This is a genomic window from Pedobacter terrae (assembly GCF_900100705.1).
GTDB classification, from domain to species: Bacteria; Bacteroidota; Bacteroidia; order Sphingobacteriales; family Sphingobacteriaceae; genus Pedobacter; species Pedobacter terrae.
In genome coordinates, this window is sequence record NZ_FNCH01000020.1 from 70,526 (window position 1) to 96,078 (window position 25,553).

Below are 25,553 nucleotides of genomic sequence, written 5' to 3' on the forward strand. Positions count from 1 at the left end.
ATGTGAATGGATCACGACATTAATTTCATTTTATTGTAAAAATAAGATAACAGACTGATTAACAACCCGTTTAAGGCTTTCAAATAGGTACCTTTGTAAGGTCCTGGTATTGTTTAGGACAATTTGGGCGACTTGGTAAAGGTATACTCATTGAATTCAATTTTCCTACAACTCTGATTTGTAAAACAGGAATCCCTATCATTATTTTATTAACTTGTAAGCTAACGCTGTGCCTATGCCTACAGGAATTTTTTATTTAATATATACCAGCATAGCCTCCGGGTTGATGAGTGATCAGGACCTTTTATTTCTACTGGATCAATCACGACAAAACAATACGCTGCTCGGGTTAACGGGCATGCTGCTTTATATGGAAGGTAGATTTATTACGAAAACCGAGGGGAGGTTTATCCAGTTTCTGGAAGGGGAAGAAGAGCAGGTTTTGGCTATGTACAGCAGCATCTGTTCGGATAAACGCAACAAGAGTATCCTTCTGCTCGGCGCTGGTTTTTGGCTAGAAAGAAGCTTTCCGTCCTGGTCTATGGGCTTTAGTCCGCTAAATACCGATCAGTATAAGAACGTCGCTAATTTTTTCCATCTTGATGATGATACATCCCTGACACGTCATCTATCGGATGCAAATGAGATGGCAAATTTTTTGCATTCTTTCTACCTGATAAATGCTGATGCTAAAGGAAATGAATTATAAGTATTAGTTTATGAATGGAAGTTACCGTAAATCGGCTTTATACAACAGTAGGTACCCGTTACTAATTCCTGATTTTTATCGCGCTGTGTAATACCTTTCTTACCTTATTAACCAGAACCGTATACTCAAAGGGTTTAAACATAATGGCATCTGCATCACAAGCAATATTATCTACCTGCGATTCTAGCATGGCCGTAATCAACATCACTGGAATATGACTAGTGCTCCGATCTGCTTTAAGATTATTGCAGATATTCCGTCCGTCATCTGCATCTAAAAGAATATCCATTAAAACCAAATCCGGGCAAAAGCTGTTTATCGATGGGTCAATCTGATCCGAATGGCAAATCCGCTCTACCTGAAAACCTTCACTTTCCAATACCATTTGGATTACCTCAGCATTGCTAAGATCATCATCTACAACCAGAATTTTAGACATATGATTTAGATTAATACTTACCTCTAATTTAATATAATTTTATGTATAAATATTCGTACAGGTTTAATTTCAGGTGTTTACCGCAGATAATTACGGCCAGTATTTTAGAACATATCTGTTTACCTCAAAAGCTGAATTAAGGTCTGTAAACCGTTACATTTTATACTATTTACAGATATTATCGTGAGAATCCCCAAAATTTATAATGACCGACTGATCTTAAAGGTATACGTATAAATACGGGAACAGGTATTTAAATACTCAAATTTACAGGCACTAAACAAAATTTGAAAAGGGCTTGTCTTGTAGCTTGTTATGTTAAAATAATTATATAATGAGAAAGTCTAAATTAAATCACCCGCCGGCTCCGGCCGGTAAACTAGTCGTTATTGGAGGGCATGAGAATAAAAATGGCAGGCCTGAAACAGAAATGCAGAAGGAGGGAAACGATCCTTTGGAAGTACTTGAGTCCGTTATGTTGTTAAGCGGTAAGTCATCCCCTGTTATCGAGGTGATTACCACGGCTAGTGGAGAACCTGAAGAGAGTTTTAACGATTACTTGAAGATCTTTAATCGCTTAGGGGCTGCAGATGTCGGCCAAATCTTTCACCAAGACAGGGGGGAAGTTTTATATGATGATTTAACCGAACGGATTGGCCGTGCCGATGTGCTTTTTTTTACCGGTGGCGATCAGCTTAAACTCACTTCAATATATGGTGGTACGAAATTACTCTCGCAGATCAAAGAACGATATATCAAAGAACCTATAGTTATTGCAGGTACCAGCGCAGGTGCAATGGCTTTCTCCACACCAATGATTATATCAGGAAATAAAGACAACCAGCAACGGGTTGGGGCAGTTCGGATAACCACCGGATTCAGTTTGTTAAAAAATATCTGTATTGATACCCATTTTGTAGACCGATCCCGTTTTGTAAGGATGAGTCAGGTAATCGCCACAAATCCAGGTTGTATTGGTATTGGCATCGAAGAAGATACGGCTTTGGTTGTTGAGCATGGAAAGTCCATACGGGTAATCGGAAGTGGTGTGGTCATCATCATAGATGGTTTTCATACAAAATCTTCAAATGTGACTGAATTTGACAGTGGACAATGCATTAGTATTTCAGATCTAAATGTTAGCATCTTAAAAGATGGTTCGGTTTGGGAGATTCCGGCACTTGAACCCTTTTTCATTTAACCAGTGCAAAACTATATTCATTTTAATGATGTTTTTTAAATAAAAAGTTATGATGAACACAAACGTAGATCCCAACGAGGATGAGAACCAAAAAAATCAACATCAATCAGACGTTAGTCCAAACGATGAGGAAAAAGCAGATGATAACGATGTGCAACGTGGCCTGACCGGCGAAATTGACGATGAGGAAGATGTAAACGGCGATCTTGCCGGTAATGCGGGTGGGAATACCTAAACGCATCAATTGGGGTAAATACGTTCAGCATGGTGCAAACTACCCATTTTGAATAAAAACGGAACTTTTGGGTTCTTTAAACAGCTTACTTTGGGTAACCCTTTAATTAATATCATATGAAAAAGTATCTATTTATCGCTGTAATGGCTACAGCAGTTTTAATTTCATGTAATTCAGGCGCCAGATCGGAAGGTGCAGATTCAACCAGCAGTGATACTTCGATGAGTACCGGTGGTTCCCAGCAGACGGTTGGGCAGGAGGATAGTACCACGAGAGATTCTACAACCACAGATAGCGCCTCGTCTGGATCCACAATGCCTCAATAGTTAATTGAACATTGTACAATGGCGCACGCAGGAGACCCAAAATTTCATCTGCGTGCGTCTTTTATTTAATCTGATTCTCGAACAGTTAATTGGCATTTAGAATCAACGCTATGAAATTTTATCGCTATCGCCCTTCTATAATATTGTTGTTGCTGGTGTTTACCGGCTGTGAAAAGCAAATAGGTGATTACAGGTTGGAACGAAATGATTTTTTGTACCCGTTAGCCGCTATAATAGCATATCAGCATGTCCTGGATACGGAAATATCAAAAACTCAGGATCAGCCGGAATTTGCACCTTTTTTTGCACAGAGAAGCGATAGTATGTCAAGGTATATCGCTGAACTACAAACTATATGTTCCCTTCCTGAAGCTGATCTTACTGCGGAGGCGAAAGCAAATCTGTTAAATCTGCAAAACAGCCATGGACCTGCGTATCATAAATTGCTTTTGAAGTTGGTTATGCAAGCTGATGAGGATTTGATCGGCCTGCATGTTAAAGCTTCCGGACCGGCGGGATTAAAGGATGTATTATTACGGCAGTGGACCGCAGAAAAACTGCCCATGCTTACCAAACGGCTTGACGCCAGTCAAAGATTATGGCATACCAACTAGTTATGCTTTAATGATTGGTTAGTATGGGTAACTTATAAATGCCAAATCAACCGATCATTTTTTACATACAAAAGCTTATTGGTTTTGGCAAGCCAGATGCAGATAAAGTACCGCACACCTGGCCGCCAAATATCTTATCTTTTTTTTCGTGTGAGGTAACTCAACAACACCAGACTAATTACACCTGTTACCAGAATTTTTTTAGTCAGTGCGGCACGATTATATTTCAGTTCTGACTTCCATCCACGTTCGGCAGGTATATTGGGCATAGTGCCGCTTTTAAAGTCATCTAAAATTCCTTCCCACGCATTTATACGGTCGGCTAAAATCAAGGGGATCCAGTGCCGGTAGCGGTCTTCGCTATGTTTAAAGGCATACCGGCGAATCATTCCACTGAGGCCTGAGGGAGGCGATGCATTGCCGAAAACTGCACTTAATGCGGGGCGTTCGTTAGATTTAAGTATTTCTACATCTGCAGGTTGTTGCGGTGGCTTTTCATAATCCAAGCGTTTATGGTCATCACCGGTGTAATTTTTCATCGGATAGGTGGGTTCATTCCGCTCATCTATATCCATGCCCCAGCCGGGAATATTTTTATAATCAAAATTTTTCGTTTCCATGTTTTAAGATTTAGTTGATGGGATAAGTACTACCTTGATACATTCATCAAGCTTGGCTGAAAAAATGTGGTAGGCATCTGATATTTCTTCCAGTGGCACTTTATGGGTAATAAGTCCTTTAGGATCAAGTCTTCCGGCCTGTACATGTTCAATAAGTTTAGGTAGCAACCGTTTTACAGATGCCTGGTTGGCCCGCAGGGTAATCCCCTTGTTCAGTACATTCCCAATTGGTACATAATTGAATGGCGGGCCATAAACACCCACTACCGAAACAATTCCGCCTTTTTTTACCGAGTTAATTGCCCATTGTAGCGCAGTGGCGGCACCGGCCTGCATTAACGTTATTTTACCGGTAAAAGTTTGCAAGGCATTTCCTTCGGCCTCGCAACCTACGCAGTCTATGCAAACATCAGCTCCGTACCAATCGGTTATTTTTTTTAGAAATACCACAGGATCTTCCATCGATTTAAAGTTGTAGGCTTCGCATTTCGCATAGTTTCTGGCAAATTCCAACCGATAGTCGATATGGTCGATAATGATTACCCGGGCTGCACCAAAAAACCAGGCACACCTTGCTGCCATAATTCCGATGGGACCTGCTCCAAAAACCACTACGGTATCTCCCTCTTTAATCCCGCCCATTTCTGCCGCCTGGTACCCCGTAGGTACAACATCAGTTAGTAAAACGGCATCGTCAGGATCCATGTCCGGTGGTATTACCGTTGGACCTGTGTTGGCATACGGCACACGTACATACTCAGCCTGTCCGCCATTAAAGCCACCTGCCGTATGCGAATACCCGAAAATACCGCCAACAGCAGTAGCCATGGGGTTAGATTCGTGGCAATTTCCATAAAGTCCCTGTTTACAAAAATTGCATCTTCCACAAGCTATATTAAAAGGAACCAGTACCTGATCGCCAATTTTTACATTCGTTACCAATGGACCGATTTCTTCTATTATACCGATAAATTCATGTCCAAAGGTTGAGCCCACCCTGGTATCGGGTACCATTCCGTGATAAAGGTGTAGGTCGGATCCACAGATGCAGGTACGGGTTACCCGTACAATCGCGTCTTCCGGATGCAGAATTTCAGGCATCGGGCGCTGTTCAGTTCTGACCCGATATGGGCCGCGATAATTCATTGCTAGCATATTTCTGATTTTGTTTAAATGAATTGGTGATTACACTGAGAATCTACGCTTCCCGGTCTTTTTATAAAACCTATACGCTTTGTAAAAGTTTAGGTGTCAATTACGTATTCTTAAAGTGCTAAATACCTAAATCAACAGCACGCAGTATCCATTCGCCGCCTGAATTTCGAGTATATTGCCGGAAACACGAGCTAATACGCCTTTTTGGAGATTTAAAAACTTTCGCCCGGTGGACATGTCTTATCTAAAAAAGATAACTTGGGATGAAAAAATTAAGTAAAAGATCGTTGATAAATTTGGGTTTATGGCTATTACTATCTCTAATGGCCTGTAATAGCGCTGATAAAAAGTCTAGCCTCAAAAAAGACAGTGTAGGAGGCGATATGGCCATGCCAAATAGAGTTGGTGGCTCAGAAACTTACGAGACTAAGCTTGACGAAGCGGCTGCAGATCACTTAAAGCATATTACCTCGTTGCTGCTAATGGAATATCACCTCTTTATAATGCAAAGAAAAAACAACAGTGTTGAGGCTTCACCTACCCTGGAACGGCTCATAAAAATTAATCGCTTAAGTTTTAAACGAATTGAGGCCTATGCAGCCGAGAAAAAAGTAATATTACCTTCGGTTCTACTTAATGAGCAGCAAATAGGCCTGGACTCTTTAAAGGCTTTACCGCCTGCAGCTGGCCTTAAGCGGCATGCTAAGCTTTTGAAAGTAAACGGCGCCGCCCTTTTGAAAGCGTTACAGTTAGCAGCCGATAACCGGGAACAGGATTTTAAAAGCCTTATGAACGAAGAATTTACTTATCAGCAGCAGAAAAACCGTTTGGTAAATTCACTTTGAGTTTAAAAGAGGGTGTAGTAAGGTTTATAGGTTTAACGGAGATATTAAACTACTTCTGTATCAGGACATTTTCAGCATCATAGAGAAAGAAAATTAATGCAGTAGGTATCAAAGTTCAATGATTTAACTATCGGAACAGCAGTTAAGAATATATTGCCTGTAGACTGGGTCGATATTTCATTTGCTTTCATTGTTCTGGAAATGATTCGAAAAGCCTATGGTTAATCTCCTTATATATATCAATAATCATGTATTCTTTACTAAGGCCGCCTAAAGCGAGTCTTTAATTAACCGTATTATCTACTGATAAAAATACCCAATTTGCATGCCACCTTACTTAAATACCAGTGATGATAAAACTGTTGATTCTTTTTGCTTGTTGCCATTCAAAAATAGGATGATTATGCAAGAAAAATATTCGCCCGTTCGTGGCCGATCGTTCCCACTTGGTGCAGAATGGGATGGAAGGGGGACCAATTTTGCGCTTTTTGCAGAAAATGCCCAAAAGGTAGAACTCTGTTTATATGCTAATGACGTTGAGGAAAATGCCCGTATCGAACTTGTTGATCGTGACCATCACATTTTTCACTGTTACATTGAGGGAATACATCCGGGGCAGCTTTACGGCTATCGGGTATATGGCCCTTATGAACCTGAACAAGGTAAACGTTTTAATCCAAATAAATTGCTGCTTGACCCTTATGCGAAAGCCATATCCGGAGAAATGGTATGGGATAGTGCCGTATTTGGCTATCAAATAGGCGAAGCATATGAAGATTTAAGTTTTTCAGCATTGGATAGTGGGCCGTTTGTGCCTAAATCGCTTGTAGTAGATTTAAAATACGACTGGGAAGGCGATACGCTCCCGAAAATTCCCTACGGCCAATCAGTAATCTATGAATTGCACGTAAAAGGATTCAGTAAGCTTAATCCTAAGGTGCCGGAAAATCTGCGTGGAACCTACGCGGGTCTATCACATCCTGAAAGTATTGTCTACCTCAAATCTCTTGGTATTACCACTGTAGAGCTGATGCCTGTTCATCAGTTTATCTCGGACGGACACCTGCAAGAAAAAGGCTTGGATAATTACTGGGGTTATAATACTATAGGTTTTTTTGCGCCAGAAGGACAATATTCTTCATCAGGTACAAAGGGTGAGCAAATCCATGAATTCAGGGATATGGTTAAGGTGATGCATCGCAATGGGATAGAGGTAATCCTGGATGTGGTATATAATCACACAGCAGAGGGCAATGAAAAAGGACCAACGCTCTGTTTTAAGGGGATTGATAATGAAATCTATTACCGTTTGGAAGAAGATCAGAAACGGTACTACACCGATTATACCGGAACTGGCAATACACTTGATACACGCCTTCCAGCCGTACTACGGTTAATAATGGATAGTTTGCGTTTCTGGGTGGAGGAAATGCATGTAGACGGCTTCCGTTTTGATCTGGCTTCGGCACTGGCGAGGGGATCGCACGAGGTAGAAACATGGGGTACTTTTTTAAATATTATTCATCAGGATCCGGTAATATCGCAGGTAAAACTCATTGCCGAACCTTGGGATATCAATGAAGACGGTTACCAGGTTGGCAAATTCCCCGTGGGCTGGGCAGAATGGAATGGGAAATATAGAGATAGCGTGCGTAGATTTTGGAAAGGGGATAAGGGAATATTGAGCTGTTTTGCACAACGATTTTTGGGAAGTCCTGATCTATACAGGCAGAGTTACCGGCGACCTTCAGCCAGCATTAATTTTATTACAGCCCATGATGGCTTTACGCTCCATGATCTGGTAAGTTATAACGAAAAGCATAACGAAGCCAATGGTGAGGATAACAATGATGGCGAATCTGATAACAACTCGTGGAACTGTGGGGAAGAAGGGGAAACCGATAAGTTAACCGTAAATGGGTTGCGCAATAAACAGAAAAGAAACTTTATGGCCACACTGCTTTTATCGCAAGGTGTACCCATGATTACAGCTGGCGACGAAATTTCAAAGACACAAAAAGGTAACAACAATGCTTATTGCCAGGACAACGAAATTTCCTGGCTCAACTGGACCAATGCTGATACCGAAATGCTGGCGTTTACACAAAAGCTGATTTTACTCCGCCAGAACCACCCTAGTCTTTCAAGAAGGGAGTGGATCAAGGACAACCGCGTAGCTCCAGATGGCCTGCCACATATTGCCTGGCTTTCAGCTACAGGTGAGTTAATGGACGATCAAAAATGGGAATTAGATGATGAAAATACCTTAAGGGTTTTTCTCCACGGTGAAGGCATTAACGGAAAAGATGAAAATGGCAGGGATATCATTGATAGCCACTTCTTGCTGATTTTTAATGGTAGTGAACACGAAACCTGTTTTAAACTTCCTGGTATCGAATTTTCCCGAAACTGGGAAGTCGAGATTTCTACCGCAATTAAACAAGCTGAAAAAGGAAAATTTATGGCTGGTGAAGCGCTATGCATAGCGGAAAAAAGTATTTTAGTATTAAGGGCAGGATATATTCCCATCCATTACTGAGTTGCAGCGGTTAGCATGAATGTTAAATTGTGAGGCAAATGCCTCATCTTGCATCATCTTTCGCCAGAACAATCTTAGCTCAATTTTGTTTTTATTTAATAATGTTATCATAAACAGTACAGATCGATCAATATTTGAATAAAATATTGTTGAATTTATGGCCGATAAAAGAGAATATGAAGAGCCTGGGCAAAGCGCTTGGAAAGGGCGACAGGCATTTTTGTTACGGTTTAGTGATACCCTAAGGGCTTATAACAATCAGGATGATATAGGTAAAGCGGCAATGAAAATGCTGGCTAAAGAATTGGATCTCGACCGATGTTACTGCGCAATGATTGAGCTCACTAAAGATAGGGCACAAGTAATGTATCAAAGCGGGAATTCTTTAATTCCGCCCATTCCTGATACCCTTTCATTGTCTAACTTTTCAGAATTGCTTCTCCAGGCAAACGAGGGTCCGCTCACGATCAATAATGTTGGTATAGACAATCGGTTAACTGCTGTTGATCGGGCATCCTTTGCTGCAATTTCATTTCACGCTGTAGCAGCCTGCACAATACGCCGGGGTAAAAAACATCCTGTATGGTCGCTCGTTGCAGTTCAATCGGTGCCAAGAAAATGGACAGAAGTCGAAATCATGTTGCTCGAAGAGGCTGCCGAACGCCTATATAGCGCCATTGAAAATACCAGGGCATTGACGGCTTTGGCCGAAAGTGAAAAAAAGTACCGCACGCTTTTTAATTCTATCGATGAATGTTTTTGTATTATTCAAATGATATTCGACGAAAGTGGAAAACCTGTGGATTATCTCATTCTTGAAGCCAATCCGGCATTGTATGAATTAACCGGACTTACAGATGCTATAGGTAAACGGATGCGCGACCTGGTGCCTGGTCATGAACAATTTTGGTACGATAAATACGGTGAAATAGCCTTAACTGGCAAACCTGCGCGTTTCCAGCACCGGGCCGATGCCCTGGGCAGGTGGTACGATGTTTATGCGTTCCCTATTGATAAACCGCAGGAATTAAAGCTTGCCGTATTGTTTAAAGACATCACCGAGCGCAAAGATGAAGAAAAGCGGCAGGTTGAAGAAGAACGCCTTAAAACCTATCTGTTACTGCAAAAATCTGAGGAAACCGCCTTATTGGGCAGTTGGGAGTTCAATCGCCTTAATGGTCACTTTACCTGGTCTGACGGAATGTACCGCTTATTCGATTTGAAAAAAGGAACGCAGGTTATACCCGCTATTTATTTGGCGCACACTAATGAAAAAAGCCTGGCTAAGGCCGAAAGGGTTGTTCAATATATCCTTAATAGTGATTCGGATTTTGAAGAAACTTTGGAAATGAACATCTCAGGTAAAATCAAAGTGCTTCGCATAAAGGGAACTCCAATAAGGAACAATCAAGGTGATATTGAGCACATCTTAGGGGTTGATCAGGATATTTCAGCGATGTGGGCAGCGGAAGATAAAATCAAAAAGATGGAACAGGAGCAGCAATTGAAGATATTTAGAACTTCGCTGAGTACGCTTGAAGAGGAACGGCATAGAATATCTGAAAGTTTGCATAACGGGATCGGACAACTTCTTTATGGTATAAAGATTAATATGTCTCGGTTCCGCACAGGCGCATCCGATGAAGAATTGAGGCATAACAAGGCCTATATTAATGAATTGTTAAGCCAGGCCATTATAGAAACGAGGCGGGTTTCTCATGAGCTGATGCCAACTACACTAGAACAATTTGGCCTGAAAAGCGCTATTGATGATATTTGCAGACAGCTGTCAGGTGCTATAGTATTCAATTGCCATATCTCTATTCAGCACAATCGTTTAGAAAAATACATGGAACTGGCTGTTTACCGTACCGCACAGGAACTCATGACCAATGTAGTTAAACATGCAAAGGCAACTACCTGCGACGTAACCATCATTATTGGTACTGATCAGGTAAAAATAGCTGTTAACGATAATGGAAGGGGTATGACAGAAGAAGCAGATAAAGTTGATGGCATAGGCTTGGCATCCATTCGCAGTAAGATAGAGTTGTTAGACGGTAAGCTGACCATAGCTTCAAATTCCGGCAAGGGAACGCATGTAGAGGTGCTCATTCCTCATCAGGGTTTAACCAATAAGCACAGCAGGTTATGATCAGATTAATGCTCGCAGAAGATAACGATATCGTTAGGGAAGGTCTTTCGCAAATGCTCGCAGCGCAGGTGGGCATTACCATTGCTGCTGAGGCTGAAAACGGCGATAGTGCACTGGAAAAATTGCAGGCCGGAATAGCTGTTGACGTGATGCTTGTAGATTGGAATATGCCTGGAATTTCAGGTGTTGAGTTGACAAGGCGCATCAAACGGTTAATGCCCCATATCAAAGTTATTATTTTAACCATGCATAGTAAAGATGAGTATCGGGTGCAAGCTTTTAACGCTGGAGCTTCTGCTTATGTACTAAAAGATCTTGAAGTGGAAGATCTCGCCAAAATCATCCGAGAAGTTTATACAATAGGTTGATTATCAAAAAAATTATCAGATTATGCACCATCAGCCCGTTATTTTTACTCGTTATCTTGTATAGTCCAAACCAGATCTTTTGTTTGATAACCCAGATCACTTGCTTTTTTTAGGTAATTTGCCTTTACCGCATCCGGAATGTGTTTTGTACGGGACAGTATCCAGAGGTAATCCAGGTTATTTCCGGCTATGAGGGCATACTGGTAGTCATCGTCTAGTTCAATTACATTATAGCCCGCGTAGAAAGGACCAAAAAAGGAGACTTTTAACCGTGCTTCATCATTGCCTTTCACAAATTTGGCTTTTCCAATGCTCTGTTTCCATTTGTTTTTGACCATATCGTAGCCCTTATTGTCTACCCTGATAGATCCGTCGTCATTTTTTGAATAGGTAGCCGTTACATTTTTCAGATTTTTTTCGAACTTAAAATCCATTCTGGCAATTTCGTACCAGGTACCGAGGTATTTATCCTGGTTAAATGGTTTAACTGCGGTTGCCCCATTGGGGATGGAAACTTTACAGCTGGTATAAGTTGCTGCTACGACAGCTAATGTGGCTAACAAAAGTGTATTTCTATATATTTTTTTCATGATTGTAATGTTGAATAATTGCAACAAAGGTGAAGCGCGAATGTTTGCATGAAAAAGTTAAGCACGAATTTATACCGTTTTGGCTAAGTTTTTTGTGCGCCTGCATTTTTGACTGCAATAAATCACCTCATCCCAGTGCCTTGCCCATTTTGCGCGCCACCTAAAAGGGCGGTTACAAACCGGGCAGGTTTTTACCGGTAGATGCTGCTTTTTTACATCTTCATAAGGTTTTTAAGTGACAATTTTTTTAATCATGCCATTAAAAATAAAATAATGAAAGGGTAGTACAGCGTACCAATATAAGCGGCCGGCTAATCCAAGCGGCCTGAAAGTGGCTGTTTGGTAAACACAGTCATCCACAATTTTAAACTCCAGCCAGGCTTCACCAGGTAATTTCATTTCTGCATATAACAGCAAACGACTTTCCTGGGTGTTGGAATAAACTACCCGCCAAAAATCAAGTCGATCGCCTGTGCTAATGGCTGTTGGATTTTTTCTTCCCCGGTTAAGCCCGACCCCGCCGAATAACTTATCTAAGAAACCCCTAAAGTTCCATAACCAATTTGCATAGTACCATCCCGATTTTCCGCCAATGGCAAATATTCTTGCTGCAGCCAGTTTGCGGTCACTTGTGGGGGCCGATTTTCGATCTACAAAAACGCCGTTGGTGGGAACAGCAAGCAGTCTTTTAATCATCTCCTTCGAATAGGTTTTTCCCATCGCATCGTACCAGCTGGAAAGCACCATATTTTGCTCAATCTTCTGAAAAGCAAGATCAATAGCTTGTTTATATGGAATTAATTTAATGTCAAGTTTGTCTGCGAGATCATTAGGATCGGCCACTACATCTATATGCATGCTGTCTACAAGATTCCGCGCCAGGCTATAAGAGGTTGACGTTACAAAATATAACCAATAGGAGGAAAGTTTAGGCGTCATAACAGGTACAATTAGGATGCGCCTTTTAAGCCCCCTAACCGCTGCAAACTCTAATAACATCTCCTTATAGCTTAATATATCCGGACCATAAATGTCGTAATGTTTACCAAAAGTAAAGTCCTTTAACAGTACTTTAAATAGGAACTCTATCACGTTACGGATGGCAATTGGCTGGCATTTGGTATGGAGCCATTTGGGTGCAACCATTACCGGCAACTTTTCTACCAAATCGCGTATAATTTCGAACGAGGCACTGCCAGAGCCTACTATTATTCCTGCCCTCAGCGTGGTAAGTGGTACCGTGCCTTCACCTAATAATTGCTCCACTTTTTTGCGTGAGGCCAGGTGTTTTGAAAGCTCAGCGCTATTTACTATTCCGCTTAAAAATATAATTTGTTTGGCTGCTGTTTCGCCAATTGCTTTAGAAAAATTACGGGCAGACTTTGCTTCACTGTCACTAAAGTCTTTGTCACCACTCATCGAATGAACCAGGTAGTATGCCGCATCAATATTTTTTGGTAGCGACTGTAAACTTTCAGGTTTCATCAGGTCAGCTTCAATGACAGTAATCCTAGCATTCTGGCCAAATTTGTTTTCGTCGAAGCGTGCTGCATTTCTAACCAGGCAAAAAACTGTATGGCCCTGTTCTAATAGAACTGGAAGCAAACGCTGGGCAATGTATCCGGTTGCGCCGGTGAGTAGTATGTTCAAACCGTAATTTTAAATATATCAACAGCTACCCGCTTGTTATGTTTGCCTGGTGAGGAATGAATCTAAAAAAAATGGTATACTAAAATCATTCATTCACTTTGGTAAATGAGGTTTCCTAAGTCATTATGTTAAGGCTTATATGAAAATCAGTTCACGTATTTATGCAAAACAGGATCCTGCCCCGGGTTATGGTAGCTCATAATCACGTTATCCCTAAAAGCTTTAAGCGAGGGGAATATCCCAGCCTACAGCATTAAATTTTTTATCGGTATGGTAAATATATAAATTTTAGCCAGCTACACCTATCCCGGCTAACCTCCCGATGCTATCGAACTTTCCAACAACCTAATAATACGAAGAATAGCCAAAGATGCTTCCATGGTTTAGTAGCAGATTAATTGCGATGTTAAATAATAATCTTGATTGGGAGATTGATATTTAGAATTTAAAATCGCTAAACAAATGCCCAGCTATTTAAAGGATTTGCAAGGGCTATTAAAGCGAAATCTTCAGTAGGCCAACTCTATTTAAGATTCTGCACGTATTTTTTTGGCTTCTTGCCGATGTGCTTTTCAAATACCCTCGTGAAGTGGCCAAGGTTCTCGAAACCCATTTCATATCCGGCTTCTGAAACCGACAGCTTATCCTCGCGCAAAAGACGTGCGGCTTCTTTCATTCGCAAATGTTGATAATAGTCATAAATGCCCATGCCGAATACCTGCTTAAATATCCTGCGCAGTTTAAATTCGTTCATACCTGCAATCTGCTTTAATTCTGTTATCGTATTAAAACTGCTCAAGGAGGATACGATATTGTCCCTTACCTTGTACACCGACTGGATTTCTTTTGGATTTAGTTTTAAATTTTCAGCGCTTTCCCGCTTCTTTAAACTTTCAAACAGGTAAAAGAGTAATTCCATTGCCTTCATTTTATAATAAAAGCTTTTGAGGGCGGTCGGTTCCTGTTTTTTCGCGATGTCATTTACAGTCCGTAAAATATCATCGGTCATCAATTCTTCTATCCAAAAGCTGTTAGCCCGATCAAACAAATAGCTAAAGTGTTCAGTCTCTTCCTTTAAAAAATCCTTTAGATATTGCGCACTGATGCTAATGGAAACATGTGATACCTGTGTATTCTTTTTAAATTGCAAAGTTTGACTGATCGTATACGGAAAGATGCGTACATAAGGCGGCTCCTTGGTGTTATTAGTTTTGCGGTTCTCTGTGGCATTGTTTGCATAGTCTTCGAGGATATTATGAAATACAATTCCGATGCCGTCGACGAGATCAGATTGGCCGGTTACACGTGTAAAATCTTCTTTTACAACAAATGATCCGAAATGCATGACCATGTCAGGCAAAAAAGTTGCTCCTTTAAAGAAGGTCACCTCAAAATTCTGCAACACATTTTCAATCACCAATCCGAGCTTGTTGGCGAACTGCTGAATATCGCTGTCAATATTTACATCTTTTTTATCGTTCATTTTTTCGACTAAAAATACTAGGTTATCGAATATTTTACTTGTAAAGCTACGATTAGTTTTGTAGTGAATAAAATTCACACATAAATTAAATGATAAGCGATGAAAAAACAAGTGTTAATATCGGGTGCCAGCTTTGCAGGACTAACGCTGGCCTATTGGCTAAATAAATTTGGTTATGAAGTTACAGTAGTTGAATTAGGGAATGATCTCAGAACAGGCGGTTCACCAATAGATGTACGTGGTGAGGCCTTGGATATCGCCAGGGAAATGGGCATTTACGATCAGATCAAAGCCAATGAATTTGTTCATACAGACGAGATCGTTGACGCTAAAGGAGAAACACTGGCCCACTTTGCCATCAATGCCTTGCCGGAATACCTGGGCGATATCGAGATTCACCGTGGTGACCTGGTAGAGATTATCTACCATGCTATTCCTAAAGATGAAGTGCACATCATGTTCGGCAATAGTATAACAGCATTGATTCAGCACGATGATTACGTAAAAGTATCTTTTGAAAAAGGGGATGATAAAATTTATGATCTGGTGTTTGGTGCTGACGGCACGCATTCTATGGTACGAAAACTTATTTTTGGTCCAGAAGATGACTATAAAAAGTTTTTGGGCGTTTACTTTGCATTTGCTGCAGCAGACCATGTCCAAACCGGAAGGTCAAAATCTACAGGCATGGTATATCGTGAACTGGGAAAACAGGCGGTAATCTTCCAGTTTAAAGCTGCTGCAAATGCTATCCTCATTTTCCGGGCGCCGAAATTAAATTGGGACTACCGGGACCGGGACCGGCCGAAGCAGATCCTAAAAGATTATTTCGCTGGAAACGAGAGTTGGAAACTTCCGGAAATTTTAGAGGCCATGCTGGCTGCCGATGAGCTTTATTTCGATGAGGCCTGTCAGATTAAAATGCCCTCATGGACAAAGGGCAGGGTAGGCCTGATCGGTGATGCCGCCTATGCCCCAAGCTTTTTTACGGGTATGGGTACCAGCCTGGCCATGCAGGGTGCAACAATATTGGCGAAAGAACTGCATCACCATGAGGATCACCAAACTGCTTTCGAAAAATATAATGAGGGATTTAGATCATTCGTGGAAAGCGTTCAGGCAGGGGTAGATGCTTCGCTAAAAGTTCAGCTACCTGAAACTGAAGAAGAATTACAAGCTTCCTTTTTGGCCTGGAAAAGTGATCAGTAAATGTTCTTTTTAGCGTTGTCTGGGATAGAAGAACAGGGCGTTACTCAAGAAAAGAGGTGTATCATAGAATTGCAATCTACTTTAAATTGGTTGGGTTGAGCTTAGCCTGTACAGGGTTTGTAGAAGTATTGAGATGCCTTTTAAACATTAAAACAGGTCCTTCAACGATTTTCCCGAAACTTCAGAAGCTACCATTAGCAGACTGCCTGAAAAAAAATAGTCATCCCGACCGTAACGCAGTCCCGACTTCACGTCGGGACTGTGATCTTATCAACGAAGTTATTAAAACCTGGTTGATAAGATTTCTCCCTGCCTGTACAGGCGGGCACTGCGGTCCAAATGACGATACTTCCAAGCCGTTCAAACTTCTTTTTTACATCTATCACTTATATTAATTTTAAGGAGAGATTATTAGCCGATATGGCACATGTGAACAATGGAAAGCAGGCCCGGCAAGTTTGACTTTCCACCCTTCTTATAAGCAAAACAATATCGCTTTAAACGCTTTCTACGTGAATAGCTGCCTACCATTATATGATGCAACTTCATAAGTATGGAATACAGAAAGATGTGATGAAAAATATTTTCTTATTAGCCCACACCATCATGACTGTAAGAAGGAATAGCGCACGTCATATAAAATACCGTAAAGATCAACTAAAGTTGTTACTGAAAGCTGGCTATTGGTTTTTATATGCTTTCAGGTACTTAGCGGTTTTACTGTTAGCGTTTTTGCATAGTTCATCAGGAAAGCCAGAAAATACAACCTCACCACCCAGGTCGCCGGCCCCTGGTCCAATATCAATTACCCAGTCGCTTTGTGCGATCAACTGCATATCATGCTCCACAACAATTACGGTATTTCCGCTGTCTACGAGTCTGTTCAGCTGTAGGAGCAGGCGCTCAACGTCAGCCGGATGAAGGCCGGTTGTGGGTTCATCAAGGATGTACAGTGACGAGCCTTTATTATTTTTTTGCAGTTCCGTTGCTAATTTAATGCGCTGCGCCTCCCCGCCAGAGAGTTCAGTAGCAGATTGTCCGAGCCTGAGGTAACCCAGGCCAACCTCCCGCACTACATTTAGCCCCTGGTAAATCTGGAGGTCTTCATCGAAAAAGTTGCAGGCGTCTTCAACTGTCATTTCTAACACCTGGGCAATATTTTTATCTCTATAGGTCACTGCTAAAGTTTCTGGGTTGTAACGGGTACCTCCGCAGGCCGGGCATGGGGTATATACACTCGGTAGAAATAAAAGTTCAACCATCACAAAGCCTTCACCCTGGCAATTGGAACAGCGGCCCTTAGCCAGGTTAAAGGAAAAACGTCCGGCGTCATACCGTTTTTTTTTGGCTGCGGGTGTGTCGGCAAAGCGTTTGCGTATGTGGTCGAAAAGTCCGGTATAGGTAGCAAGGTTTGATCTCGGTGTTCTGCCAATTGGGCGCTGATCTACAACCACCAATCTGGATATTTGATCGGCCCCACTGATGATTTTTCCTCCGGCAGGCATGGAGTTATCGACTAAAGGTCCTTCGGCTGTAGATTCGCTCAGTATTTCAGTCGGCATTCCCAATTGCTTTGAAAGTAACTCCACAAGTACCTGGCTAACCAAACTGCTTTTTCCCGAACCCGAAATTCCCGTTACACTGGTCATCACGCCCAGGGGAAAGTCGACGTCCACATCCTTCAAATTGTGTCTCTTAGCTCCACGCACGCGGAGATGCCCTTTGAATATTCTTGGTTGGTGTTCAGGGCGACTGTGAGTATCTGAAAGAAATCTTCCGGTAACGGAGGCGGTATTTTTTTTCAGCCCGGCAACTGTGCCGCTGTAGATAATCTGCCCGCCCTGCTCTCCGGCACCCGGTCCTACATCAATAATCCAGTCTGCCCGCTTAATGACCTCTATTTCATGTTCGACAACAAAAATGCTGTTCCCTGCGTTTTTTAATTTCTCCAGTATACTCAGCAAAGCTTCTGTGTCTGCCGGGTGTAATCCTGCAGATGGCTCGTCGAGAACATAAACAACTCCGAAAAGATTAGAGTGTACCTGAGTAGATAAACGCAATCTTTGTAATTCGCCGGGAGAAAGGGTAGGGGTACTTCGATCAAGGGTGAGATAGCCTAAACCGAGCTCAAGCATAACACTGATTCTGGAGCGCATGTCTGTAGAAATTCTTTGGATAACCAGCTGCTTTTCTTCGGATTTTACATCTTTTTCATTCCAGGCAGCTTCACTGAAAAGCTCCCAAAGTTCAGCTAATGTCATTCCGGAAGTTTCTGCAATATCTTTGCCTTTGAATTTCACAGACAGTGCTTCTTTTTTCAGCCGCTTACCCGCGCAAACCGGGCATAATTTGCTGATCATATATTTTGAAACCCTTTTTTTCATCAGTTCAGACTGGCTTGATGCAAAGGTTTTTAATACGTAAGCCCGGGCACCAATGAAGCTACCCATATAATCCGGTGATCGCTTTTTGGCAATTGCTAAAGCAGTTTCTTCAGGTGAAAGGCCAGGATAAACGGGAGCGGTAGGCGTCTCTTCAGTAAACAGGATCCAATCTCTCTGCTTTTTGGGCAACTTTTTCCATGCAGTGTCCACATCGAAGCCCAGCGATACTAAGATGTCCCGCTGGTTTTGACCTTGCCATGCCCGTGGCCAGGATGCAATTGCGCCCGCTCTGATGCTGAGCGTATCGTCCGGTACCATTGTTGCCTCGTTGACCTCAAAAACACTACCCATACCATGACACTCCTCGCAGGCACCTTCAGGGGTGTTAAAAGAGAAGCCCTCTGCATAGATGATGGATTGACCGGGGGGATAGTCTCCGGCACGGGAGAAAAGCATTCTAAGCAAGTTCGACAAAGTGGTTACACTGCCAACCGAAGATCTGGTGGAGGTTCCCGAACGCTGCTGTTGCAGGGCAACTGCGGGGGGCAACCCCTCGATGGAATCTACTTCAGGAACATTCATCTGGTTGAAAAGCCTGCGTGCATAAGGCGAAACGGATTCCAGATAGCGCCGTTGCGCTTCAGCATAGAGTGTACCGAATGCAAGGGATGATTTCCCTGATCCTGAAACACCGGTAAATACAACCAGTTTATCACGGGGAATCTCGAGCGAAATATCTTTTAAATTATGTTCCCTTGCACCTTTTACCCGGATCATATCGGTCATGTTCTCCTTCACCATTGCTTATGTTTTATACTATTAGCAACAGAAATTAATGGAGTAGGTTTGGTGAAATCTGAAATCCTGTGCCAATGGCATTGGAAGCTGGAACCTGAAAGATAGTACACGTGGAAGTATTGTTTTTGTATCATATATGCAATAGATGTATAAGTAACTTTCATCGTATGGAATCATCTCTGTGAAACCGGGGATACAAATTTTATATTTCGATGTATATGGCTTAAGTACAGCAATTCCTTTATCTACCGAATAATCTTTGACAGCCAGGGCCTGGTTCAACCTACTGATCATGCTTACCAGCATTTGCTTATCTATGGCTTTTCGCACATCAGTACTATTGTGCTCATCCGGGCCGGTAGACGGGTTACAGCGATGAAAGTAATACCCAGCATTAAAACAATCCCGTAAATATTTGTCTTCAACATCAAAGCGGATTTTATCAGGATTGCGAACTTCTTCATCACATGGCTGCTTTAATTAAGAATATCAAACTAACAAAATTTATTCCAGTCTGTCAATCAGGCCTCATTGCTGTTGATCATGAGACTGGGGTGCCGATTTTATCCAGCAAATCGTTGCGTGTCTTTAAAACTTTCAGCCAGTTTCGGTGGTTGTAACACCATGCAGATTTTATCCTCCACAGCTGCCCATGGGTCAGCAAAAAAATTATATCCCTATCAGCTGTGTGCGATAGAAACCCTGTTTGAAAAAATGCAGGCCGGTACCGATCAGCTGCGTTTACTCTTCCAGTTGCCTACAGGCGGCGGTAAAACCGTTATATTTTCTGAAATTGCCGATCGTTTTATCAAGCAATATGGAAAGAAGGTCATTGTGCTTACACATCGGCAAGAGTTATGCAAACAGACTTCGCTTGCAATGAAAAATGCTGGCGTTTTTAATAAAGTAGTAGACAGCAAAGTTAAACGGATAGCCAAAAAAGATTATTATCACTGTTATGTAGCCATGGTCGAAACCCTGAAACACAGGATCGATGACGGTTTGATTAATACAGATGGGGTTGGCCTTGTCATTGTAGATGAGGCCCATCACAATTCCTTCCATAAACTGCTTAAAAAATTTCCGGCTGCCAGGATCATCGGGGTAACTGCCACGCCTTTTTCGGCAGATGCAACGCTGCCTATGAAAAGCTTTTACAGTGAGCTCGTGCTTGGAGAGCAGATCAATTCCCTCATTGGACAGGGTTTTCTGGCAAAGCCAAAAAGTTTTGCTTATGAGGTAGAACTCAACACGCTGAACAGGGGCATACATGGCGATTTTACGGTGAGCAGCTCTGATGAGCTATATTCATCCAAAGTAATGCTCGATCTTCTGGTACATGCCTACAGGGAACATGGCCTTGGGAAAAAGACATTAATTTTCAATAACGGCATATTTACCTCCCGAAAGGTATTAGAAGTTTTTCAACAGGCCGGTTATCCTATCCGCCACCTAGATAACCAGACAGAAAATGCAGAACGGATTGAAATATTAAAATGGTTTAAAAAAACAAAGGGGGCGATATTAACATCGGTATCGATATTAACCACTGGTTTTGATGAACCATCTGTGCAGTCGGTCATTCTCAACCGTGCCACTACCTCACTTACGCTTTATCATCAGATGATCGGCAGGGGAGCGAGGCGTTTGCCCGGTAAAAAGACTTTTACTATTATAGACCTGGGCAATAATGCAGAAAGGTTTGGAGAATGGGATGCACCGGTAGATTGGCAGCATGTATTCGAAAACCCCGAAATTTATCACCAGATTCTGGCAAAGGCCAATGATGATATCCATCAGATGCCGGCTGAAATGAGAAACAGGTTTCCCAACAGTACGGGGATAGCATTCGACGTACTTGCGGCCTACCAAACAGCAATGGATAAAGGGGAAAAAGCCAAGACAGTGCTCCGCGATTCCATCAGGCAGCATGCCATAATGTGCGCAGACAATGCTGACACGGTAAGCAGCGCATTAGAATTGGCCGCTGAACTCGATAAAGAAATTGACTGGAGGATAAAACAATACGCCAAATGCCTCGGTTCGGTAACCAAAAACTACATTAAGTGGCTAGGCAGCGATTACCGGAGCCGTTTGCATGGCCTGATCGAGAAAGTAATGTCAAGGCGGGCGGCAATGCGCGCAGCAGTTTAAACTAAGGCTAGGCTGATACTTGGGCAGATTTTATTAGATGTCGTCCGTAAATTTCACAGGAACTTTTTTGGGTACATTAAAAAAAATAAAATCACCGGAAGATGGATTAGTGCCAACCAAAAAAGAAGACTATCCTTTTGAATTAACTGAAGTTGTTACCAATCGGGCACAGCTAAGCGATTTTAAACATGCAATAATGAATAAAGCAGCAGAATTTAGAAATTATTAACGTTTCGTCTTTGGTTAAAACCCTATTTGTCAGAGGTTTATAGTAAATTTGTTTAGCTGCATAGTAAGAAGGCATCATTGCCGCAATGATCATTTTTTATATTTTTTCGTCCAGGCGGGGATTAGGCGGTTTCAGTGGTTACAGCCTATACTTTAATCTGGCCGAAGGAAAATGATCCTTCCGGCCAGATAGATACTGCTTAAAGCTTATCGGCTAATAAGCCGATCTTTAACGCAAATTTGCGATAAGTGTTTACACCTTGAAAGGTTAATAAGCTCCGTTTAAAATTTCTAAAGCGGTGTACGATTCGAGGCGTTTCATGAGGCCCCACATTGACTCACCACCTAACTTTCTTCGGTCTTCTACATTTACGCTTCTGTCGTTGGTCCATCTCATGCCACCTTTGATGCTGGTCATTTCTTCTTTGGAAAGAACAGTTAGTTTTTTTGCTAAGTTTTTCATAATTACTGTTTTTATTTTAACTGATATAAATATAACACCGATAAAAAGTAATGAGCTATGGAGATTGACATTCGTACAAGACTATTCTATATCCGTCAGGAATTTTAGGATATTTGCATTTAAACAAGCATCCGACCATCATTAAGTCACATATAGATTTTATCTTCCTCAATACCTAACTTGCTGGTGGGTCGTTCATGTTTAAACCGACTTGCACGGTAATTACTTTGTGCACATTTGTTCACAACTCGAGCTTAGAAATACAATATCGTGGTTATTCCTGTTTCTGCCATCAGCTACTGATATTGGTGATACCATCTGCCGTTCGCTACGATTACACAGTTTAAATGCTTCGTTTTTAAAAGACATATCGAACCATAAATTGAATGACAGAGTAGAGCTAATCTATTCGATTGGTAGAATATTGCGAGGTGTTGTGTATTCGGGCGCGGATCGAACTCGCACGCCTTTGAAAGCATCGCGACTTTAGGTCGGGACGTGTTCCATTATCGACCATTAACTTTCCAAAATATCTATGCTCTGTTTAATCTCGAACAAGCCTTTTCTCAAATCTCCGGTACGGCCAGTATAAAATTTTTCTATATTCTCAGAACGTGGGATATAAACTGCAAACGCAAGCAGAAGAATTCTGCTAATGATTACAAACAAAAAAACCTTTCATTTCTGAAAGGTTTTCATTCGATTTTTTTTTTTGAGTACTCGGGGCGGGAATCGAACCCGCACGCCTTTGAAAGCACAGGATTTTAAGTCCTGCGTGTCTACCAGTTCCACCACCCGAGCATTAGCCGCTGCCGATCTCCATCGGCTTGGTTAACTTTAAAATAAATGCCTTCTGGTAGGAAGGCATTTAGAGCGAAAGACGAGATTCGAACTCGCGACCCCGACCTTGGCAAGGTCGTGCTCTACCAACTGAGCTACTTTCGCAAATTAATACATTAGTGTTGTATTCCTTTGGGGTTGCAAATATAGAAATATAAATATCACTATCAAAAAATAATTTTTATTTTTTTGCTTTTTAACGTGTATTTAGTGGCTTTTTGTGCCGAAATAAGAGGAGGTAGCAGATCAAATTTTTAATTTTAATTCTGAAATTTGAAGATTATCAGAGAGTTAAAATCAGATTTTTCAGCTCAGGTAGAGAGATCTGATCAGGCTTTTAAAAATAAAAAAAAATAGCTATCCTTTCTTTACATATGTGACAATTCATTTATTTCGATCAATATTAACTTTTTGTAACTTGTTCCGGTTTATGTAAATAATAAGTTAGTATTTGCAGCTTAGCATGGAAACGCGTTTTAATTTTATTTACCTTATCAGATAAACAGTTTACCGAATGAATAAACTAATAAATGCGCTCAACATTATAGGAATATGCGGACTATTGGCCTGCCATTCAAAAACCGTAGAAAAGAATGAATCAGGAAAGTTAAGTCCTGTTGCTGACCAAACTGTTACCCCACAAAAACAAAATAACAGGCCTGAGCATGTTGCCCAATTAACTTTTGTAGAATATCTTGATGATGGTGATTATTTTCAAATTTTAGCGAATAAGGGTGATAGTACATTTTTATTTATAAATGAAACCGATACGACCCGAAACCTAAATCGTGGAGACAAAATACAGGTTGCCTGGAAAAACGGAATAGTTACCGTTCCTGGAGATAATGAGGCGGAAATGCCCGCCAAATTAATACTTTCTATCAAGAAAACAGGCGACGGTCCGGTAACTGCCTTTAGAAACGGCAACAAATTAAAATATACATGGTCTACTGACGAGGAATTTACCTCATCATACCTTAAAAAAGTTTATTTGTTAACTGAATATTACCTCACACAAACAAAAAATTCTTTGCTGCAGGCCGCTATAAAAAACCGACAGGAGCTCACTTATTCTATCGAGTCGGCAGAAAGGAACGGTCAGCACTATAGGCTAATTGGTATTGCGCCGGTAGGGCCTAATGGTAGTAATATTGTTCAATGGCTTTATGTTGGAGAAGAAAGTGGCCAGATTTACGAGTATGACCTTCCGGAAGATAGACTGATTGCATTTAATTAACCCACCATTGACTGTTTTGCATTAACCAATGAATAAGATTATTATAAGATATTGGATAATAGATTTACTGATAGGTTTAGTTTTATATGCTGCCTACACCGTTACTATTATGAATAAAACTGAAACTGATACTGGGTTCTTCGCAGATGTGCTGTATTTGTTTAATATCGTTTTAAATCTGGGCTATTCATTATTGTACCTTACCGCAGTGGTAGTGTGCTCTTTTAGCGTTTTTTTCAACTTCATTAAAAAGGTGAGGCATAATGCTGTTCTTTCCTGGCTCAGCTTTTCTGGAGCTCCTATTTTAGGGGTTGCGATACCCGTCATTAGTTTATGGGTATCAACTTATGGAGTGAGCAAAAATTTACTGACAGAACTATTGATTTTATCGATAGTTTATCCATGCTTTACTACAATCTTATACCTGCTATTTAGGAGAAAATATAAAAAATTAATTAGTATGGCTAACACAGATACAGTGGACGGAAAGATTAAGCAAATTTGAAAATAATGGCGAGGTTAAATAAATATCCTATATAGGTTAACGAAAAGTCCGATCATTTTAACCTGATCCGTAGGGTTCAGTTACTTTACATCAATTTTGCCGGATAATGTCACATGGCTACATAGTAAACAAAGATAATTTTCAAAAATTCCATTTAGGATATCCCTAGCATTATTTGAATGAAATGACCGATATTTACGATTGTCAACCTTTATCCTAAAGCTATCTTATGAAATTTTATTCCTGTTCACAGCTTTAATTTTATTGCATTAAAACAGCTTCAGCCAAAAGAAAAAGCCAAAGGCTGAACCCTTACCTCCTCCGAAGGAAAAAATAGTCGAATTTTCGGAAAAACCATTTACACTTCAGCCATATTCGTTCCCCATTATATTCGAGTGGGAAATCAGCACAGATACCACGCTTAAAACAGGTGCCGTTTTTAAAAAAGTGATAAAACTTACCTATGGAAAAACTGAAGTAAACGATTACTATAGCCAACAGGAAGTTACCTTTAAGAGGTCAAAAAAGGGCTTGGAAAATTCAGAACGGGAAATTTCAAAATTGATCGTTAAGGTTGATTATTATGACGTAGAAATTTTAAATGGTATCATCATATTCAAAGAAAGGGATCGAAAAGTTATGGTTTTGAAAATTATTTATGATAAAAACACTCTGGTAAGCCAATTGAAGGATATGGATATCGGAATTATCGGATCAACACCAAAAGTTGTGGAGTAGGATTAAAACATATAGCTTTGTTTTTTTTTACTATTTTCATTTTACATGCCTTCTACCGTAGCCTCCTT

24 protein-coding genes, 2 tRNA genes and 1 pseudogene are annotated in these 25,553 nt (G+C 41.1%); 15 read left to right on the forward strand and 12 right to left on the reverse strand.

Annotation, left to right across the window (positions count from 1 at the left end):
* Nucleotides 1-235: 235 nt before the first annotated feature.
* Nucleotides 236-709, forward strand: a complete 474-nt coding sequence (locus BLR60_RS20210; protein ID WP_090503146.1) for a BLUF domain-containing protein — start codon at nt 236-238, stop codon at nt 707-709.
* A 61-nt stretch (nt 710-770) separates the two neighbouring features.
* Here BLR60_RS20210 and BLR60_RS20215 read toward each other — a convergent pair whose 3' ends face one another.
* Complete coding sequence (locus BLR60_RS20215; RefSeq protein ID WP_090503149.1) at nt 771-1,148, reverse strand: response regulator; 378 nt, start codon at nt 1,146-1,148, stop codon at nt 771-773.
* A gap of 334 nt (nt 1,149-1,482) precedes the next feature.
* On the opposite strand from BLR60_RS20215, the gene BLR60_RS20220 reads away from it, so the two are divergent.
* The 4 genes from BLR60_RS20220 to BLR60_RS20235 all read left to right on the forward strand — a co-directional run bounded on the left by BLR60_RS20220 (nt 1,483) and on the right by BLR60_RS20235 (nt 3,524).
* Nucleotides 1,483-2,349 (forward strand): cyanophycinase, encoded by an 867-nt coding sequence (locus BLR60_RS20220; protein WP_090503152.1) that lies wholly within the window; start codon nt 1,483-1,485, stop codon nt 2,347-2,349.
* Between the two features lie 49 nt (nt 2,350-2,398).
* The gene (locus BLR60_RS20225; protein WP_143009119.1) at nt 2,399-2,584 is read left to right on the forward strand and encodes a hypothetical protein; all 186 of its coding nucleotides are present in this window, start codon (nt 2,399-2,401) and stop codon (nt 2,582-2,584) included.
* A 116-nt stretch (nt 2,585-2,700) separates the two neighbouring features.
* Nucleotides 2,701-2,910 (forward strand): hypothetical protein, encoded by a 210-nt coding sequence (locus tag BLR60_RS20230; RefSeq protein ID WP_090503157.1) that lies wholly within the window; start codon nt 2,701-2,703, stop codon nt 2,908-2,910.
* Nucleotides 2,911-3,020: 110 nt separating this feature from the next.
* Nucleotides 3,021-3,524, forward strand: coding sequence for a DUF305 domain-containing protein (locus tag BLR60_RS20235; protein WP_143009120.1), 504 nt, complete (start codon nt 3,021-3,023; stop codon nt 3,522-3,524).
* 134 nt (nt 3,525-3,658) lie between these two features.
* Here BLR60_RS20235 and BLR60_RS20240 read toward each other — a convergent pair whose 3' ends face one another.
* Nucleotides 3,659-4,144: a hypothetical protein gene (locus BLR60_RS20240; protein ID WP_090503166.1), complete on the reverse strand. Its 486-nt coding sequence runs from the start codon at nt 4,142-4,144 to the stop codon at nt 3,659-3,661.
* Between the two features lie 3 nt (nt 4,145-4,147).
* Entirely contained in the window at nt 4,148-5,299 is a 1,152-nt protein-coding gene (locus tag BLR60_RS20245) for a zinc-dependent alcohol dehydrogenase (RefSeq protein ID WP_090503169.1), read from the reverse strand.
* Nucleotides 5,300-5,562: 263 nt separating this feature from the next.
* Here BLR60_RS20245 and BLR60_RS20250 point away from each other — a divergent pair, with 263 nt between their 5' ends.
* The 4 genes from BLR60_RS20250 (at nt 5,563) to BLR60_RS20265 (ending at nt 11,206) form a co-directional block, all read left to right on the forward strand.
* On the forward strand, nt 5,563-6,144 hold the full coding sequence (locus BLR60_RS20250; protein WP_143009121.1) for a hypothetical protein: 582 nt from the start codon (nt 5,563-5,565) through the stop codon (nt 6,142-6,144).
* Nucleotides 6,145-6,547: 403 nt separating this feature from the next.
* Nucleotides 6,548-8,683: a glycogen debranching protein GlgX gene (gene glgX / locus BLR60_RS20255; RefSeq protein ID WP_090503220.1), complete on the forward strand. Its 2,136-nt coding sequence runs from the start codon at nt 6,548-6,550 to the stop codon at nt 8,681-8,683.
* 157 nt (nt 8,684-8,840) lie between these two features.
* Complete coding sequence (locus tag BLR60_RS20260) at nt 8,841-10,838, forward strand: ATP-binding protein (RefSeq protein ID WP_090503174.1); 1,998 nt, start codon at nt 8,841-8,843, stop codon at nt 10,836-10,838.
* Nucleotides 10,835-11,206: a response regulator gene (locus tag BLR60_RS20265; RefSeq protein WP_090503176.1), complete on the forward strand. Its 372-nt coding sequence runs from the start codon at nt 10,835-10,837 to the stop codon at nt 11,204-11,206. Before BLR60_RS20260 ends, BLR60_RS20265 begins: the two co-directional genes overlap by 4 nt.
* A gap of 44 nt (nt 11,207-11,250) precedes the next feature.
* Here the strand turns inward: BLR60_RS20265 and BLR60_RS20270 are convergent, their stop codons facing one another.
* The 4 genes and pseudogenes from BLR60_RS20270 to BLR60_RS20285 form a co-directional block, all read right to left on the reverse strand.
* A complete protein-coding gene (locus BLR60_RS20270; protein ID WP_090503179.1) occupies nt 11,251-11,796 on the reverse strand; it encodes a lipocalin family protein in 546 nt (181 codons plus the stop codon).
* A 69-nt stretch (nt 11,797-11,865) separates the two neighbouring features.
* Nucleotides 11,866-11,997: pseudogene (locus tag BLR60_RS25360) on the reverse strand (DUF2256 domain-containing protein); the annotation flags it as partial.
* 30 nt (nt 11,998-12,027) lie between these two features.
* Nucleotides 12,028-13,446 (reverse strand): SDR family oxidoreductase, encoded by a 1,419-nt coding sequence (locus tag BLR60_RS20280; RefSeq protein ID WP_090503183.1) that lies wholly within the window; start codon nt 13,444-13,446, stop codon nt 12,028-12,030.
* 523 nt (nt 13,447-13,969) lie between these two features.
* Entirely contained in the window at nt 13,970-14,929 is a 960-nt protein-coding gene (locus tag BLR60_RS20285) for a helix-turn-helix domain-containing protein (RefSeq protein ID WP_208600688.1), read from the reverse strand.
* Nucleotides 14,930-15,028: 99 nt separating this feature from the next.
* Here BLR60_RS20285 and BLR60_RS20290 point away from each other — a divergent pair, with 99 nt between their 5' ends.
* Entirely contained in the window at nt 15,029-16,138 is a 1,110-nt protein-coding gene (locus BLR60_RS20290; RefSeq protein WP_090503185.1) for an FAD-dependent monooxygenase, read from the forward strand.
* A gap of 680 nt (nt 16,139-16,818) precedes the next feature.
* Here the strand turns inward: BLR60_RS20290 and uvrA are convergent.
* Together uvrA and BLR60_RS24700 are read right to left on the reverse strand one after the other, a co-directional pair.
* On the reverse strand, nt 16,819-19,323 hold the full coding sequence (uvrA, locus tag BLR60_RS20295) for an excinuclease ABC subunit UvrA (RefSeq protein WP_090503188.1): 2,505 nt from the start codon (nt 19,321-19,323) through the stop codon (nt 16,819-16,821).
* Between the two features lie 18 nt (nt 19,324-19,341).
* Nucleotides 19,342-19,650, reverse strand: coding sequence for a hypothetical protein (locus BLR60_RS24700; protein WP_143009122.1), 309 nt, complete (start codon nt 19,648-19,650; stop codon nt 19,342-19,344).
* Between the two features lie 252 nt (nt 19,651-19,902).
* Between BLR60_RS24700 and BLR60_RS20300 the strand changes: the two genes are divergently transcribed.
* Together BLR60_RS20300 and BLR60_RS24965 are read left to right on the forward strand one after the other, a co-directional pair.
* The gene (locus BLR60_RS20300; RefSeq protein WP_244155711.1) at nt 19,903-21,474 is read left to right on the forward strand and encodes a DEAD/DEAH box helicase; all 1,572 of its coding nucleotides are present in this window, start codon (nt 19,903-19,905) and stop codon (nt 21,472-21,474) included.
* Between the two features lie 67 nt (nt 21,475-21,541).
* The gene (locus tag BLR60_RS24965; protein ID WP_167354792.1) at nt 21,542-21,703 is read left to right on the forward strand and encodes a hypothetical protein; all 162 of its coding nucleotides are present in this window, start codon (nt 21,542-21,544) and stop codon (nt 21,701-21,703) included.
* 267 nt (nt 21,704-21,970) lie between these two features.
* On the opposite strand, the gene BLR60_RS20310 is transcribed toward BLR60_RS24965, so the two are convergent.
* The 3 genes from BLR60_RS20310 to BLR60_RS20320 all read right to left on the reverse strand — a co-directional run bounded on the left by BLR60_RS20310 (nt 21,971) and on the right by BLR60_RS20320 (nt 23,110).
* Nucleotides 21,971-22,165 (reverse strand): hypothetical protein, encoded by a 195-nt coding sequence (locus BLR60_RS20310; RefSeq protein ID WP_090503196.1) that lies wholly within the window; start codon nt 22,163-22,165, stop codon nt 21,971-21,973.
* Nucleotides 22,166-22,882: 717 nt separating this feature from the next.
* Nucleotides 22,883-22,966: transfer RNA gene (locus BLR60_RS20315), tRNA-Leu, on the reverse strand.
* Between the two features lie 71 nt (nt 22,967-23,037).
* Nucleotides 23,038-23,110, reverse strand: a tRNA-Gly gene (locus BLR60_RS20320).
* Nucleotides 23,111-23,519: 409 nt separating this feature from the next.
* Between BLR60_RS20320 and BLR60_RS20325 the strand changes: the two genes are divergently transcribed.
* The 3 genes from BLR60_RS20325 (at nt 23,520) to BLR60_RS20335 (ending at nt 25,485) form a co-directional block, all read left to right on the forward strand.
* Nucleotides 23,520-24,242 carry a hypothetical protein gene (locus BLR60_RS20325; RefSeq protein ID WP_090503198.1) on the forward strand — a complete coding sequence of 241 codons (723 nt, stop codon included), beginning with the start codon at nt 23,520-23,522 and terminating at the stop codon, nt 24,240-24,242.
* Nucleotides 24,243-24,270: 28 nt separating this feature from the next.
* The gene (locus BLR60_RS20330) at nt 24,271-24,747 is read left to right on the forward strand and encodes a hypothetical protein (RefSeq protein WP_090503201.1); all 477 of its coding nucleotides are present in this window, start codon (nt 24,271-24,273) and stop codon (nt 24,745-24,747) included.
* A gap of 447 nt (nt 24,748-25,194) precedes the next feature.
* Nucleotides 25,195-25,485, forward strand: coding sequence for a hypothetical protein (locus BLR60_RS20335; protein WP_090503204.1), 291 nt, complete (start codon nt 25,195-25,197; stop codon nt 25,483-25,485).
* Nucleotides 25,486-25,553: the final 68 nt, after the last annotated feature.

What these genes read in the sequence shown, in the direction of transcription:
- BLR60_RS20240 (WP_090503166.1), bottom strand. Translation starts at nt 4,144, where the DNA reads ATGGAAACGAAAAATTTTGATTATAAAAATATTCCCGGCTGGGGCATG.
- glgX (WP_090503220.1), top strand. Translation starts at nt 6,548, where the DNA reads ATGCAAGAAAAATATTCGCCCGTTCGTGGCCGATCGTTCCCACTTGGT.
- BLR60_RS20215 (WP_090503149.1), bottom strand. Translation starts at nt 1,148, where the DNA reads ATGTCTAAAATTCTGGTTGTAGATGATGATCTTAGCAATGCTGAGGTA.
- BLR60_RS20290 (WP_090503185.1), top strand. Translation starts at nt 15,029, where the DNA reads ATGAAAAAACAAGTGTTAATATCGGGTGCCAGCTTTGCAGGACTAACG.
- BLR60_RS20250 (WP_143009121.1), top strand. Translation starts at nt 5,563, where the DNA reads ATGAAAAAATTAAGTAAAAGATCGTTGATAAATTTGGGTTTATGGCTA.
- BLR60_RS20325 (WP_090503198.1), top strand. Translation starts at nt 23,520, where the DNA reads ATGAATAAACTAATAAATGCGCTCAACATTATAGGAATATGCGGACTA.
- BLR60_RS20270 (WP_090503179.1), bottom strand. Translation starts at nt 11,796, where the DNA reads ATGAAAAAAATATATAGAAATACACTTTTGTTAGCCACATTAGCTGTC.
- BLR60_RS20220 (WP_090503152.1), top strand. Translation starts at nt 1,483, where the DNA reads ATGAGAAAGTCTAAATTAAATCACCCGCCGGCTCCGGCCGGTAAACTA.
- BLR60_RS20225 (WP_143009119.1), top strand. Translation starts at nt 2,399, where the DNA reads ATGATGAACACAAACGTAGATCCCAACGAGGATGAGAACCAAAAAAAT.
- BLR60_RS20210 (WP_090503146.1), top strand. Translation starts at nt 236, where the DNA reads ATGCCTACAGGAATTTTTTATTTAATATATACCAGCATAGCCTCCGGG.
- BLR60_RS20285 (WP_208600688.1), bottom strand. Translation starts at nt 14,929, where the DNA reads ATGAACGATAAAAAAGATGTAAATATTGACAGCGATATTCAGCAGTTC.
- BLR60_RS20235 (WP_143009120.1), top strand. Translation starts at nt 3,021, where the DNA reads ATGAAATTTTATCGCTATCGCCCTTCTATAATATTGTTGTTGCTGGTG.
- BLR60_RS20245 (WP_090503169.1), bottom strand. Translation starts at nt 5,299, where the DNA reads ATGCTAGCAATGAATTATCGCGGCCCATATCGGGTCAGAACTGAACAG.
- BLR60_RS20265 (WP_090503176.1), top strand. Translation starts at nt 10,835, where the DNA reads ATGATCAGATTAATGCTCGCAGAAGATAACGATATCGTTAGGGAAGGT.
- BLR60_RS20310 (WP_090503196.1), bottom strand. Translation starts at nt 22,165, where the DNA reads ATGAAAAACTTAGCAAAAAAACTAACTGTTCTTTCCAAAGAAGAAATG.
- uvrA (WP_090503188.1), bottom strand. Translation starts at nt 19,323, where the DNA reads ATGGTGAAGGAGAACATGACCGATATGATCCGGGTAAAAGGTGCAAGG.
- BLR60_RS20260 (WP_090503174.1), top strand. Translation starts at nt 8,841, where the DNA reads ATGGCCGATAAAAGAGAATATGAAGAGCCTGGGCAAAGCGCTTGGAAA.
- BLR60_RS20230 (WP_090503157.1), top strand. Translation starts at nt 2,701, where the DNA reads ATGAAAAAGTATCTATTTATCGCTGTAATGGCTACAGCAGTTTTAATT.
- BLR60_RS20330 (WP_090503201.1), top strand. Translation starts at nt 24,271, where the DNA reads ATGAATAAGATTATTATAAGATATTGGATAATAGATTTACTGATAGGT.